General features: G+C 31.5%; 15 protein-coding genes. All 15 read right to left on the bottom strand.

Annotation, left to right across the window (positions count from 1 at the left end):
- Positions 1–34 precede the first annotated feature (34 nt).
- The 15 genes from CVD23_RS03380 to CVD23_RS03315 all read right to left on the bottom strand — a co-directional run bounded on the left by CVD23_RS03380 (position 35) and on the right by CVD23_RS03315 (position 14,955).
- Complete coding sequence (locus CVD23_RS03380) at positions 35–934, bottom strand: SP_1767 family glycosyltransferase (protein ID WP_101576438.1); 900 nt, start codon at positions 932–934, stop codon at positions 35–37.
- 2 nt (positions 935–936) lie between these two features.
- A complete protein-coding gene (locus CVD23_RS03375) occupies positions 937–1,905 on the bottom strand; it encodes a glycosyltransferase (RefSeq protein ID WP_101665195.1) in 969 nt (322 codons plus the stop codon).
- Between the two features lie 17 nt (positions 1,906–1,922).
- Positions 1,923–3,107 (bottom strand): glycosyltransferase, encoded by a 1,185-nt coding sequence (locus CVD23_RS03370; protein ID WP_101576436.1) that lies wholly within the window; start codon positions 3,105–3,107, stop codon positions 1,923–1,925.
- 113 nt (positions 3,108–3,220) lie between these two features.
- Positions 3,221–4,420, bottom strand: a complete 1,200-nt coding sequence (locus tag CVD23_RS03365; RefSeq protein WP_101665194.1) for a glycosyltransferase — start codon at positions 4,418–4,420, stop codon at positions 3,221–3,223.
- A 62-nt stretch (positions 4,421–4,482) separates the two neighbouring features.
- A complete protein-coding gene (locus tag CVD23_RS03360; protein WP_101665193.1) occupies positions 4,483–5,670 on the bottom strand; it encodes a glycosyltransferase in 1,188 nt (395 codons plus the stop codon).
- Between the two features lie 51 nt (positions 5,671–5,721).
- Positions 5,722–6,060, bottom strand: coding sequence for a helix-turn-helix domain-containing protein (locus tag CVD23_RS03355; protein ID WP_101576433.1), 339 nt, complete (start codon positions 6,058–6,060; stop codon positions 5,722–5,724).
- A gap of 125 nt (positions 6,061–6,185) precedes the next feature.
- Complete coding sequence (locus tag CVD23_RS03350) at positions 6,186–7,301, bottom strand: aminotransferase class I/II-fold pyridoxal phosphate-dependent enzyme (protein ID WP_101665224.1); 1,116 nt, start codon at positions 7,299–7,301, stop codon at positions 6,186–6,188.
- A 64-nt stretch (positions 7,302–7,365) separates the two neighbouring features.
- Positions 7,366–8,418 carry a GNAT family N-acetyltransferase gene (locus CVD23_RS03345; protein ID WP_101665192.1) on the bottom strand — a complete coding sequence of 351 codons (1,053 nt, stop codon included), beginning with the start codon at positions 8,416–8,418 and terminating at the stop codon, positions 7,366–7,368.
- 34 nt (positions 8,419–8,452) lie between these two features.
- The gene (locus tag CVD23_RS21780) at positions 8,453–8,605 is read right to left on the bottom strand and encodes a hypothetical protein (RefSeq protein WP_180955512.1); all 153 of its coding nucleotides are present in this window, start codon (positions 8,603–8,605) and stop codon (positions 8,453–8,455) included.
- A gap of 29 nt (positions 8,606–8,634) precedes the next feature.
- Positions 8,635–9,726: a UDP-glucose 4-epimerase GalE gene (gene galE / locus CVD23_RS03340; protein ID WP_101665191.1), complete on the bottom strand. Its 1,092-nt coding sequence runs from the start codon at positions 9,724–9,726 to the stop codon at positions 8,635–8,637.
- 28 nt (positions 9,727–9,754) lie between these two features.
- Positions 9,755–10,954, bottom strand: a complete 1,200-nt coding sequence (locus tag CVD23_RS03335) for a glycosyltransferase (RefSeq protein ID WP_101579526.1) — start codon at positions 10,952–10,954, stop codon at positions 9,755–9,757.
- Between the two features lie 87 nt (positions 10,955–11,041).
- Positions 11,042–11,782, bottom strand: coding sequence for a glycosyltransferase family 32 protein (locus CVD23_RS03330; RefSeq protein ID WP_101665190.1), 741 nt, complete (start codon positions 11,780–11,782; stop codon positions 11,042–11,044).
- A 54-nt stretch (positions 11,783–11,836) separates the two neighbouring features.
- Positions 11,837–12,910, bottom strand: coding sequence for an EpsG family protein (locus CVD23_RS03325; protein ID WP_101579524.1), 1,074 nt, complete (start codon positions 12,908–12,910; stop codon positions 11,837–11,839).
- A gap of 39 nt (positions 12,911–12,949) precedes the next feature.
- The gene (locus CVD23_RS03320; protein ID WP_101579523.1) at positions 12,950–13,852 is read right to left on the bottom strand and encodes a glycosyltransferase family A protein; all 903 of its coding nucleotides are present in this window, start codon (positions 13,850–13,852) and stop codon (positions 12,950–12,952) included.
- 35 nt (positions 13,853–13,887) lie between these two features.
- Positions 13,888–14,955 carry a glycosyltransferase family 1 protein gene (locus tag CVD23_RS03315; RefSeq protein WP_257987910.1) on the bottom strand — a complete coding sequence of 356 codons (1,068 nt, stop codon included), beginning with the start codon at positions 14,953–14,955 and terminating at the stop codon, positions 13,888–13,890.
- Positions 14,956–14,975: the final 20 nt, after the last annotated feature.

Here is a 14,975-nt window from a genome sequence, read left to right as displayed (position 1 = left end):
ATTAATAGTATATATAGTCTGAGGCAATTTTTAATTATACTATTTTCATCACAATTTCACTTTCATATTTCATATCATGAATTTCTGTTACTTCTGTTCCGTTGGGAACTTCACCAATATACTTATTATTTATGGGACATTTCTCTACTGCTTTTTGCAAAAACCACTCATATTCGATATCGACATGCCCGATATCTATGGCCTGAAATCCATTTATTGATAGGTCATAAGCTAGTACTGTAGCTGTTGGACCAAGTGAGATAAGTATTAATTTAGATTTATCCTGTTTTTTAACTTCTTCTAAAATTTCATCATATTTTGAAAAAGCATCTGTAGCAGGACAAAGTATTCTTTTAATTGAACTTGCATTTCTAAATAAATCATTACCGATTCCAAGTCTAGTTTGTTCACCTTCTACTGTAACAACCTCTCTTTTATTCCACAATTTTTTAAGTTTTGCAAAGCGTATTTCTGCTGCACTCTTATCTTTATGGTCTATATATAATCTAGTTACTAGTGCATCATAATATTTCTTCTTCATATCTATCATTTTATAGATTTTATGTCGATGTAAGTTCAAGTATTTATCCCAATAACTTTTTGGTTTCTCCTCACACCACTCCAAACTTTTAAAGACATTCGGTATACATACCATATGTTTTTCTTGCTCACTTACAATAATTTCCCTTAGTCGTAAGCTTAACTCGGCACAATATGGTTGGAATAGCAATCCTTTTCCATTCATAAGTGCAAATTCGCCGTCTCCATATCTACTTACAGAGCACTTGCCATTTACAATTTCATTTAAAGTTTCATCAGTGGAATGGACCATAGGGGATTTTAAAATTGATAAAATTACTTTATTAAAGAGAATTGAGTTGTAGTCTTTAATTGCCAGAATTTTATAATATATTTGTAATAAGCACCTTTTCATATTTATCTCCTATTCGATACAAGGTTAACCAATATTTTATATGATAAAGGATATATTTTAGTTGCTGCCAAAAGTATCTTTACATTTCTGGGATATACGTTTTGTGTTATTGTTTTATGGAAATAGCTATTTAATATGCTTGTAACCTTATAATACTCTTTTTTATACTTAGGGAAATTTTGGTTAAAAGATATTAAATTCAAAACAGTCATGGAAATATTAGCCAACTTTAATGCTACTAAATTAGATAACTCTCGATAATACTCGTTAATAAATTTATACATTTCATCATATACCAATACCCCATCAATTCTTATGTTTTTTATGGCCTTATCCATTTGACTATCTTCACGTTTTAGATAATTATATTTCGGCGCGCCGATGCAGCAAACTTGTTGACTCTCATGAATAACTTTATAAGTAAATGCTGTATCTTCGTAAATTATCCCAACAGTAAATCTAATTTCTTTTAATAAGCTCCTCTTAATCAGCTTTGTCCAGACCACTTCATCATATAGTTCACCCTGAAGCATCGCCCTCATCGCTTCGTTTCTATTGTGTATTGTTAGTGGATGAGTACCATTGGTTACCGTCTTATTTTTATAGTAGATTGTACTGGTGCAACTTGCTATTTCACAATTATTTTTTATGCACATATTATAAAGCAATTCATACATATCAGGTTCAATCCAATCATCACTATCGACAAATCCTATATAATCTCCTGTGGCAATATCTAATCCAGCATTTCTTGCATCAGACAGCCCGCCGTTTTTTTTGTGTATTACTTTTACCTTGCTATCTTTATTTGCATACTCGTCACATATTTTCCCACAATTGTCAGGAGATCCATCATCTACAAGTATAAGCTCAAAATCTGTATGTGTTTGGGCTAATATTGAGTCAACACATTTGTGAAGATAAGATTCAACATTGTATACTGGAACAATTATACTTATTTTAGGATTCATGGTTTAATTCCCCTTCATTAAAGGTAATTAATTAATTTGTAAACCTGTTCTGTTGTATCCACGTCAGTTGTTAATAAATTTTGTATTAACTTATCTCGTTGTTTAGGGTTATCAATCAAATATTGAATTTTTTTAAATAACTCGTCTTCATCACATTTAACTATTAATCCATTATATCCATCCTTAAGCTGTTCCAATGCTCCAGTGAAGTTTGTGGTTACTATGGGCTTATGTAAGCACTTTGCTTCTGCTAAAGTAAGACAATACCCCTCATGTCTTGATGTTTGAACATAAATATCTGCCTTTGCAATATATGGATATGGATTTGATGTTGCTCCCAATAAAATAAAATCATTTATTAAATCATACTTTTGTATTAACATTTCAAATTTTTTTCTTTGACTGCCATCACCAATACAGTACCATCGCACATCATATCCTTCGCTACGTAATTTAGATAAAACCTTTATTGCAATATCTTGACCCTTTTCTGTAGAAAGCCTACCTACTGTTACAATCTTTATACCTTTATAGTCACTACCAAAATCAACAGTTTCTTTGGACATTTCTTTTATTAATTTATTCGGTATTATATTCAGCAAAACATCTGCTTTACTTTCAACTTCCGGAATTCTTTCTATCAAACGCTTCTTGGCCTCTTTAGAAACCACAAATATCTTGTTAAACTTATAGTACAGTTTGTTATAGAGCCTTTCATTTATCCCATGCTTAGAGACATCAAAATGCACCCAAGAAACCTTCTTTGTAGCGGTTACTTTATTTGCTATATAAAAATCAATTATATCCGTAGGCCCTTGGTATGCTATTGCAACATCATATATATTCGAATTTTTTGGAACATTTTTTAAAACCTGCTTATAATAAACATTTCTATTATTGAACTGCTTAGATAAAAAATAAGAGAATATAAAAGGTAGTATGTTCAAATACGCTTTGTTTTTATAAAAATCCTTAATTGTTTGTTGTGGTGGCTGCATAATAACAGGCTTAACTTTTTTGAACCAAGTAGCTTCTTCAACTTTTACCCAATCTGGGATATACTCTAAAAACCCACCTTTTTTCTCTAATACCAAAATATTAATATGGTATCTTTCCTTTGGAATGACCGATAGCAGGTTAATTAGTGATTTTTCTACGCCACCTATATTCATGCTACTAACCATAAATAGGATTTTCTTCATATTATTCACCCTATCTTTACATTAATTACCTTTGTTATTTAAAAAATTGTATGGACAATAATGAAACTTTATATAGAAAATGCCGCAAGTTGCATTGTGCTAAACTTGCGGCATTAGTGAATACTATTTATTATTTTATAAAACTTTTCTATCTCTATTGTAGTATCTACAATTTCATTTTGTAGATTTTTTTTTAACGAATCTTTTAATTTTACATCATCTAATAATCGTCTTATAGCATTATACATTTGTTTTTCATCAAAATTTACTATTAAACCCGTTTGATCATGAGATATCTGCTCACTTGCACCAGTAAAGTTAGTACTTATAATTGGATTATCAAAACATCTTGCTTCTGAAAGTGTTATACAATATCCTTCATGGCGTGATGATTGAACGTATATATCACAATGTTTCATAAAAGGATAAGGATTCGGATTAGTTCCTAATAGAATGTAATCATTTTCAATACCATATTCTTTTATAAGTTGTTCATATTCGACCCTCGCACTTCCGTCACCTATGCAATACCATCTAACATTATATCCATCTTCTTTTAGTTTAGCTAACACAGGAATAGTTAAATCTTGACCCTTCTCTTTGCTGAGTCGTCCAACAGTAAGGATTCTTACACCTTTAAAATCATCGTCAAAACCTGCCCCTTTATCAGCCATTTTTACTACGAATTCACTTGATACAATATTGGTGAATTCATCAGTCTTATTTTTGAAATTTGGTAAAGTATTAATAAACTTATTTTTCCCCTCATTTGATACAACAAATATCTTATCGAATTTATGATATATTTTAGAAGCAAAATTTTTATTAAATTCTATTTTTGTAATGTCAAAATGAACCCATTGAATTTTCTTTTTCGCCTTTATTTTAGTGGCCACATAATAGCTGATAAAGTCCATAGGACCAGCATAAGCAACAGCAACGTCAAATTCATGATTAATTAAAGGATAATCATTTAAAATATATTTAAAGAAGATACTTCTGTCTTTTATTACTTTTGATATTAAGTGTAAGAAGATTATATTAAAAGCTGTTACCATTTTACCTTTTTTAAGCAAATCTAAAGATATTATTTGGGGTGAATCATTCAGTACATTTTTGATATTCTTGTATCCACTTAAATATTCAATATGAACTCCGTTTGGTACAGAATTTAAAAAACCACCATACTCTTCTAGCATTAAAATAGTAATATCATACTTATCCTTCGGAATCTCAGATATCATGTTAAGCAATGCTTTTTCTGTGCCACCCACATTCATATTAATAATCATAAAAATGATTTTCTTTTGCATAATATCCCCCGATAAAATATCTTACATGCTAGAAATTTTTTTAGCTCTTTAAAGCACTAAAACTACTTTTTTGTTAATTCATAAAATTTATTAAGCTGACTAACTGTGCTGTATGGTTCTATAGAATTAAGTTCATTGGTTATTTTATTTCTAAAACTATTATCATCTATATATTTTTTTATTCCATTGTATATACTACATATATCATGATCTACTATTAAACCATCAACCGTATTATTTATTATTTCTTTTGCTGTGGGGAAACTAGTACATACAATTGGTCTTTTTAATATTTTCGCTTCACTTACAGTAAGGCCAAACCCTTCTTTTACAGATGTTTGAACATAAATGTCACACCCCTTCATATACACATATGGATTGAGCTTTTTTCCAAGTAAGATAAAATAATCATTTAGTTCATACATATTTATTAGTTCTTGAAGTTTTTTTCTTTCTGGACCTTCTCCAATCGCAAACCATTTGAAATTATAACCCGATTCTCTCAACAATTTAGCCACTCTAATTGCTCGATCATACCCTTTTGTAACATCTAACCTTCCAACTGTTAATATATTTACTAACGATTTATCATATTCATGAATCTCATATTCTTCAGCCATCTTACAAATCATATCTGGGTTGACAATATCCAATATCAAATCAACTTTTTCTGAATACTCACACCTCATTTGGGATACTGAGTTTTTAGTATAATCAGACACAGTGACAATTGTATCTATGTTTTTATAGGATTCATAGTCTAGCTCCTTGTTGAATATCGTTGAAATATAGTCATTATTAATCCAGGCTATTTTTTTTGATGATTTAACTTTTTTTGATACAAAGTATGTAGGCATACCTTGGCTGTAAGCAATAGCGACGTCATAATCCTTTTCAATAGGGGATAGTACCTTGTTTATGCTGGCAAATACAACTTGCTCGCTGTGTAAAATATTATTTATACGATAATTATTTATTCTTAGATTTAAAGAAGTTTTGATTCTATGATAAAAATACAATACGTTTTTGGTTACAGAAAATGTTTCTTTATTAACAAACCTGAAATATTCTGGAACTGGTAATATGTTGATATACTTTGGAACATACTTTTCAAAATCCCCACCTTTTTTGAAAAGCAAGAGATCAATTTCGTACTTTGATGAATCTATCATATTTAATAGGGATACTAAGCTTTTTTCTGCACCACCAATAGTTAGTGAATCAATAACAAATAGAAGCTTTTTTTTCATACAATCACCTACTTTGCTTCTTTTTCTGTTTTGAGCATTCCTTACTTTTTATCAAGAGTTCTGATTTTTCCATCTAAAAAATGCAATCAATGTTTTATAATCGTTAATCTGTCCTTTATCAATCCCTGATTCTTTTAATTGATTGACTAAATCAAGCCATTCTTTTTCATTCAATTGCTGTTTTTCCAGATTTGTTGCTGATATTAACAATGTATTAAGATCTACATCCAAAGCCAACGCTAGCTTGTTCATAACTTGAATAGAGGGGTTCTGATTTAAGTTTCTTTCGATATTACTTAAATACGACTTGGATATACACGCACGTTCAGCAAGTTCAGTTAATGATAATCCTCTTTTTTTGCGTATTTCATATATATTTTTCCCAATCATTAATTTGTACCTCTTTTTACCTATTTTTGGATATCAAAAAGAACTCTCCCTTTAAAAGAATTTTTTAAACCTTGTTGATGGCAATGCCTATTTTCGATTTATTACATTTTTTAGTTGTTAAAACACTAAACCTTTAATTTTAAAGTGTTTTGAACACAATCGATGACCCTCATTTGTTCTTCTACTTTCATATTGGAGCCCGAAGGAAGACATATACCCGTTTTAAATAACTGCTCTGACACATTTTGAATTTCGTTATGAGAATAATATCTAACCTCTTTAAAAAGGGGTTGCATATGAAGGGGTTTCCAAACAGGACGTGCTTCAATGTTTTCTTCAGCCATAGAATCCAACAATAATTTTGCCGAGATCCCGGCTTCTTTTTCATCTATTGTAAAAGTGGTGAGCCAACGATTAGAACAGGTATTTCCTAATTCAGTCATAAAATAAATTCCGGGTATATGAGCTAATTTGTGATAATATCGTTCAAATATTAATCTTCTAGCTTTCACTCTTTGTTCTAATATTTGTAATTGGGCTATTCCAATCCCAGCCAATATATTACTCATTCGATAATTAAAACCAATCTCGCTATGCTCATAATGCGGCGCAGGATCCCTTGCTTGGGTTGCTAAAAAACGAGCTTTATTTAAAGCTACAGTATCATTGGAAACGAGCATACCGCCACCGGAAGTCGAGATAATTTTATTGCCATTAAACGAATAAATACCAAATTTACCGAATGTTCCACTGGCTTTACCTTTGTATGTGGATCCAAGAGATTCGGCAGCATCCTCTATCATGGGAACATCATACTGATTGCATATTGTAATAAGTTCATCAATTTTTGCACTCTGACCATATAAATTAACAACAATTACTGCTTTAGGCAGCTCCCCTTCGTAACAAGCATCTCTAAACGCTGTTTCTAGTGCCTGAGGTGACATGTTCCATGAATCTGGCTCCGAATCAATGAATACCGGTTCTGCTCCCTGATAAAGGATTGGGTTTGCGCTTGCAACAAATGTAAGACTGGAACAGAATACTTTATCGCCCTTTTTCACATCTAACAAAGAAAGAGCCAAATGAATCGCTGCAGTTCCTGAACTTACTGCTACAGCTCCATTGGCTCCAATATAATTTGCAATTTCTTTTTCAAAGGCATCAACATTCGGCCCTAACGGTGCAATCCAGTTTGTTTTAAAAGCTTCATTAATGTATTTTTGTTCATTCCCACCCATATGAGGAGGAGATAATAAGATCCTTGATTTATTTATCACATTAGATCACTCCTTTTTTATAAATTCAGATATGAAGAATTTTTCTTTTCATTTGACCTCTATAGGCTGGGAAATAATTCTCATTAATTTCATAGAGCTTCTTTAAATTATCTATTATGTCATTATATTGATTTAAGTTGTGAATCTTCTTACCAATATAGTAGTCGTGATTATTATTATTGGTAAATGATGTTTTGAATTTAAACAGACCATCGTTTTCTTGATAACCTCCACCCAAATGAAGATCCTTTGAGCCCTTCGATATACAAAATTCAATCATAAAATCAAATAATAAATTGTTTGGTTTAAGCTCTAGATGGTTTGTTTTAGAAGCCCCTAGATGGTAATGTGAATATTCTTTACCTACAATAACCATTATTCCAGCGATAATTTCATGATTAAATTGTGCAAAAAGTAAATAGGTGTTGCTGATACTAGTATCCTTAACTTGTTCTATAAAATAATTTTCATCAAAGTAGTAGTAACTAGCTGCTTTATTTCTATCCATTGTTTCTTTATACATTTGAATAAATTTATGAATATTATTTAAATTATTTTCACCAATAAAACATGAAACATTATTCATTTTTGCTTTCTTAATATTCCTTTTGTTCATAGACGAATAATTCTGTCGTATTTCCTCTAAAGAAACTGTTAAGTCTACCGACGTTGTCTGCCTGATATATTCAATATCCATGACTTTTTCAAATATCTTATTATTCTTATAAAATGGGTGAAACCTTATTGTTTCAGCTATTATATTATTTAATGAACAATATTCACTAAATAACCGATAAAATTCCAATATTGATATGTCACTTCCTTCTACTAGTGGACCACCATAACCGTAGGGAGTTACAATATCATAAGTCTCCTCTTCATACGCGACTTTCCTTTTTATAAAGGGATAAAATATTTTAGTTGTATTATCTTCAAAGTATGCAGCAAATAATTCACCATTTTCTTTATTGGCAAATAATTTCCCATACTCATATGAATAGTAACAGTCTATATTGATAAAAGTTTTCAGTAATACATTCCATAGGGATGCTTGATCAATTATTTTAAAACAAGACATTTTACACCTCCCATAAAAAATTATAAAAACTATATTATTTTGCTGTGTTTACAGCAGAAATAACTTGTTGTTTAATTTCTTCTATTAATTCTTTGACTTCTATTTTGTCAGATTCCTGACCTTTCATATAAATCTTTATTAAGATTTCTTGCAAACTCTTTTGAGTCAATTTTTCAGAAATATCCATTAGTCTGCCTCACTCACTTTTCCAGTTTTTCAGTGCACTCGATTAAATAAAAAGTCCCCGCTATTCTTTAGTAAGCGAGGACTTTTTATTTCAGCCAATAATTCACTTTGATTGTTATATCCGTTCGGGTTATTTGCCTGCCATCTCCAAGAGTCTTCACACATTTCTTCAATATCTTTCTCAGCAACCCATCCAAGTTCTCGTTTTGCTTTGGAAGGATCAGCAAAGCAAATGGGTGCATCACCTGGTCTAGGATTCACGATCTTAAAAGGAATGTTAATTCCAGTTGCTTTTTCAAAGGCGGAAACCAGTTCTAATACACTATAACCCTTGCCAGTCCCAAGATTAAAAGCATCTACACCGGTAAATTTCGATACCTTTTCCAGCGCTCTTACATGTCCCGCTGCAAGATCAACAACATGGATATAGTCTCTAACACCAGTACCATCTATAGTTGGATAATTATTTCCATACACACTTAATTCATTAAGTTTCCCTACTGCTACTTGTGTAATAAAAGGCATAAGGTTATTTGGTATTCCGTTTGGATCTTCTCCTATAAGACCGCTTTCATGTGCACCTATTGGATTAAAGTACCTCAATAGAGCAATACTCCAGCTATGATCCGACTCATAAAGGTCACGTAAGATTTCTTCAATCATTAGCTTCGTCCGGCCATAGGGGTTCATTGCCCTAAGTGGAAAACCTTCAGAAACAGGAAAACGGTCAGGGATACCATAAACAGTTGCTGATGAACTAAATACTAAGTTTTTCACATCAAATCTTTTCATGATATTGCAGAGGATTACTGTACTTGTAATGTTGTTATGGTAATACCAGAGTGGTAAAATGACTGATTCACCTACTGCTTTAAGACCAGCAAAATGAATTACAGCTTCGATATTGTTTTCAACAAACACATTTTCTAACCCTACTGCATCTAACAAGTCAACGTTATATATTTTAAAATCTTTGCCTGTTATAATACCCACACGCTTCAATGATTCTTGTTTACTATTTATATAATTGTCAACAACTACAATTTCATATCCCGCATTTAACAATTCAATACAGGTATGACTCCCGATATATCCTGCTCCTCCGGTTATGAGTACTGCCATAAAGTCGAACCTCCGCTATCCCTTAATCTTAAGACTCAATCAATTTATATAATTTTTGTATTTCACTTTCGTTACCATAATCCATCCTTAGCACATTTGCTATAAGTCTATCTCTTATGGTTTTATCTTCAATTAATGTTCTAATTGCGGTTACAATACTATCAATATCTAACGGAGTTATAATAGCATCATGTCCATCACACGCTTGACTTTTGGCAGTAGGAAAATTAGTAATTATTACAGGTTTTCCTAAAATCTGTGCCTCGCGGATCGTAACTGCCTTTCCTTCATACCTTGATGGCTGTACATAAATATCACAAGCTTTTATATATGGGTAAGGATTTGTCTTTTTCCCCAATAAAAAGAATCTGTCTTGAAGTTCCAGTTCATTTATTAAATTCTCTAAATCAGTTTCAAGAGGCCCATATCCAACCACATACCATTCAATATTATATCCGGCGTTCACCAACACTTTACAAGCTCTTACAGCATCATCCAAACCTTTTGCATATGTTAGTCGACCAACTGTAACCAATGTTGTTTTTCCACGTTTTTTTTGAATCTCTTTTGGATCCTCTGCATTAGCCTGTTCTCTAATAAACTCGGGTGAAAGAATGTTTTCAATTACAGTTGTTTTTTCTTTTAAATCAGGGTAAATATTTAAAAATGTTTTTGAACAGCCTTCTGAAACTGCCACTATTTTGTCCAATTTATTCCATATTCTAGCATCGAGTTTCTTATTTACGTGAATATTTGAGTAATCAGTGTGGATCCATCCAATTCTTTTTTTAGCTCTTACCTTTTCACTTACAAAATAATGTGGCCATAGAAAACCTATGGCCACATCATACTCTTTATTTAGTTTAGGAAGGAATCGATTTGTTAATTCCCATCCATATTGAATTGTCAAGTAGCCTGGTTCATCAATGTTTTTCATTTTCCCATAAAAAGAACCTATATACTTTGCCATTACTCTGGATATTGCAATTGAAAAATGTCCTTCCTTTGCTATCTGATATATTGGGTTCCTGAACGATGAATATAGAGGTATTTCAGGCAACAAAGTAGGACCAGATGGTATAAATGGAAAGAAATCTCCTTCATGCTTAAATAGCATTAAATCTACATCATATTTTTCATAATCAATTTGATTTAATAATCCAATGAGACTTCTCTCAACACCGCCAATCGCCATATCAAAAGACGATATTAGAATATTTTTTTTCATTTGCAATACCTCTTATCATGTATCATTTTCACTTATTCCTTTGAACTCGCATTGGTCTGAGTTTTATTTATTATACATATGTTTTTCTCATTTATTTTTTATTACTTTCCTTATAGTAGAAATAAAAAATGGGCCGACAAAACGACTAACCGTCCTTTTCACGTTACTTTTAACTCTGGTACTAGTTGGTAACCAAGATTGGGCAAAATGATGAATTGTGTAGCTTTCATCAGTAATGTAATTCCCTCCGTTAATGTAATCATATGGGCTAAAGAATGTACGTGGATATATGACAACTTCATTTATTAATGTTTGTAATTTACCATTATTAATTAAATTAAATTCGCCACATATTTTTGTCATTATATAAGTATTAGTTGTCAAATCATATGCACCATCAGGTTTTATAAAACTTTTATTAGAATAATAATTAAGAAAGCTCCCAATAATACTATGTCCTTTAACGGCTCCCATTGTACCTGATTGTAAATACATATCATCTTCAAATCCTAAAAAGGCATCGTGGACTAAAAAGCGATCAAGAGATTTGATTACCTCTACATCAGTATCCATATAAATCCCACCGTACCGGTATAGAGCAAATAATCTTACATAATCACTAACAAAAGCAAATTTCTTTGCTTCATACGCTTCTCTAACAAATGGATTCGAATTAATATCAAAGTTACTTTCATTCCATTCGATAAACTTATAATTTTTCAGATGATCTTTCCAGCTTTTTATGCACTTTGCCACTAGCTTGGGTTTTTCCCCTTTACCAAACCAGCAAAAATGAATAATGCGTGGAATTTTCTCAAAATCATTCATAATTAACCTCATTCCAATACTTGTTTAGTTTAATAACTATAGTGATCTGGTAATCTAATTGACAAAGATTAAATAGTCACTCTTATAATAAATTCCAAGACTAATAACTTGTTCATAAAAGAAATAAATAAAGTAGCAGACTAATAAGGAGTAATAAATAAACTTTCTATTACTTTCTTTAAAAAGATAAACTATCCAGGAGATTAGAATTAAATTGTACAAACTGAAATATATATTAAATCTTGCAAAAATCCAATTTTGAGTCGCAATAAGCATAAATGTCAAACTTATTATAGATAAGTTTACAATATAATCACTTTTAGGCCATAACTGTCTGAGTTTATCTCTTCCTAGATAGGCTATTATTACAGGTACAGAATCAACCATAACCCTAATGATGTTTGCACCACCTTCTGAAAAACTACTATAATGCCCATATTGTGTATCTTCTAAAGCAGAGAAAAGTATCTCTGAAAATTGATTGAATCCCATAACTATTAAAACAGCTAAAGCTAATAGGATAAAAGTGATCTTAGTCCATGCCTCTCTTCTAACGATAAAATAGATAGGCAGAAGAACTAAAGCACTTGTATGAATTGTTGATGTAACTAAAATGATTATTAAATATTTTTTGAACTCTCCGTTTAGTAAATATTTTGTTGCACAAAAAATGATTGTAGCTGCTAAGAATTGTCTAATTCCGTTCATTGACACGGTAAACATTCCGGAGGTTATATAAACATATAAACTTAATTCAATCATTCTTGAAAATTTAATTAGAACAAGGACAATAAGTAAATTTGAAATAAGTGCTGTGGTAAAAATAAGGAATTGAGGATCTTTGGAGATACTTTGCAAAATTCCTTGAAAGATATTAAATCCAAAGTCTCCTTTAAACTCAATGTTTTGCAAACTAAAATCTTTATTTGCATAACTATGCATATACATAAAAGTATCACCAATATTATTTCGTAGACCTGATATAAGAACTAAACAAGCTAGGGAAAAAAACAAAAAGAGTTTATTTGGCTTTACAAAAGGAATACCTTGGGCTTTAGGATAAGAAAAATATCTTGCAAACAACGAAGATATATATACTACAATAAGATTAATCCATAAAATTGCCATAGCATAATATCCTTTCAGAGAATAATTAATTTGATCTTACTAATTACTTTTTAGGACTGTCTTCTTTCCTGTATTCTTAATATAAAAGTAAAGAACAATTCCAAAAGGTATTGCAAATAAAGTAGTCATTTGGTTGGGAGATTCAAACAAAAATTTAAAATTCTTAATCATAATATTGCTAGAAACGTAATGAATGGATTCTCGAAACCTTTCTTTAAAAGAAGGAGCATATTTCATAGCAACTTTTCTAAAAAAAGAAAAGCCTCTAGGGTTTCTTTGATATTGTTTTATAATATTCATGCTCGATCCATCTGCCAAATATTCAACATGGCAAAGGATTTCATTCATAATGAGCAATGGACATAGTTGATCAATTAAAATATATTTGTAACTTAGAGGGCAGTATTTTTCTCCTGGAAAGATAGGATAAGATGGTGTTTTTCTTATCAATTCTGATCTGTATACCAGTTTTTTATCTCCTTTCACCTTATTTTTCCCATATAGATCTGAAAGTGTAGATGTCACCAAGTTTTTTGGCATGCTGGTTCCAATAATTTCTCCGTTTTTAGTAGCATCTAACCCAACAATACCCGCATACCTTTCACTTCCATGTTCTTTCCAAAACGAAGTGATCTTTTCTACAGCATCATCAGGCATATAATCATCGGAATCAATACAAACATTGAGCTCTGTTTTAATTAATTCATAAGCTGTATTGTGTGCACCGTGCATGCCTTTATTTTCTTGGTATTGGTACCGGATTGGAACAATACTTTCTAAAATCCAACTCTCAACTAATTCCTTCGTGTTATCTGTAGATCCATCATCAATAATTAACCAAACAAAATCTTTGCACGTTTGTCTTTTCAAACTTTCGTAACATAAATGAAGGGTATACCCACGGTTAAATGTTGGAGTGAAGATAGTTAGAATCTGAATCATGGCATAATCTCCAATCAGTGTTTTCTATCTGTTTTCTAAACCTTTTCTATATAATATTTAGATAAGCTGTTGGCCATCGTAACAATATCGTAACCATTTTTAATCAATTGTTGAGATGTGTCTGTATGTTCAAAAGATAAATTGAGAATTTTGTCAGCCCATACTTCAGGTGAATCCCTTATATTTAAGTATTTTACTAGTCCCGTTAGATTGCTTTCTTTTGAAATTGTGTCTGATACAACACATTGCAAACCAGCTGCCTGTGCTTCTATCAGAGCAACTGGTGCCCCTTCAAAAAAAGAAGGGAAAAGGAATAAATCCATTGCTTGCATAAGCTGGGTGATATCTTTCCTAAGCCCCAAAAATTTCACAGCTGAATGTAATCCTAAGTTAGCTACTTTCTTTTCTATTGTTAGACGTGTATCACCTTCCCCAACCAACAATAGCATTGAACTTGGATGTCTTTTATGTATTGATTTAAAAACATCTACTAGGAATTCATGGTTTTTAGACTTATGAAATCTACCTACATGACCAATAACGAGTTGATCTTTGATATTCAGTTTTCCCCTAGTATCGATTCTAACTTTCTCGTTATATTTAAATTCATCCAAATTAATTGCGTTTTTTAAAATTGTTACTTTATCTGCATCGATTTTTTTTTTCCCAAATAACCATTCAGCTGCATTATTTGAACAAGCAAAATACTCGCTTGGATTATTTTTCATAACCGTTCTTGCATATAGCCTAAAGGGCAGTTTATAGTCGATACCTAAATCACTTGTATGGCTATGCGCAATCCTACATTGAACACCCGCACGTTTTGCTGCTCTCAAAACAAAACTGCTGTTTTCGTTTATATGAGCGTGAACTACCTTATATTCTGGATGATTTACAAAAAAGTCATCAAGAAGCTTGAAGTATAAACGATAATTTCCAGGCTTTATTTGTGGCATCCGATAGATCTTTCCACCTAGGTTTAAAATTTCTTGATCGTAATGCCCTTCTTCATCTCGATGAACCATAAAATCAAACTGAATTTTGCTGCGGTTTATTTGTCGGTAATAATTCATAAGCATCGTTTCAAGTCCACCACGATTCATAATGGTAACGACCTGAAGTA

It is taken from the genome of Bacillus sp. V33-4 (genome assembly GCF_002860225.1).
GTDB lineage: Bacteria > Bacillota > Bacilli > Bacillales > Cytobacillaceae > Bacillus_BJ > Bacillus_BJ canaveralius.
This window is presented reverse-complemented; position numbering and strand designations above follow the sequence as displayed.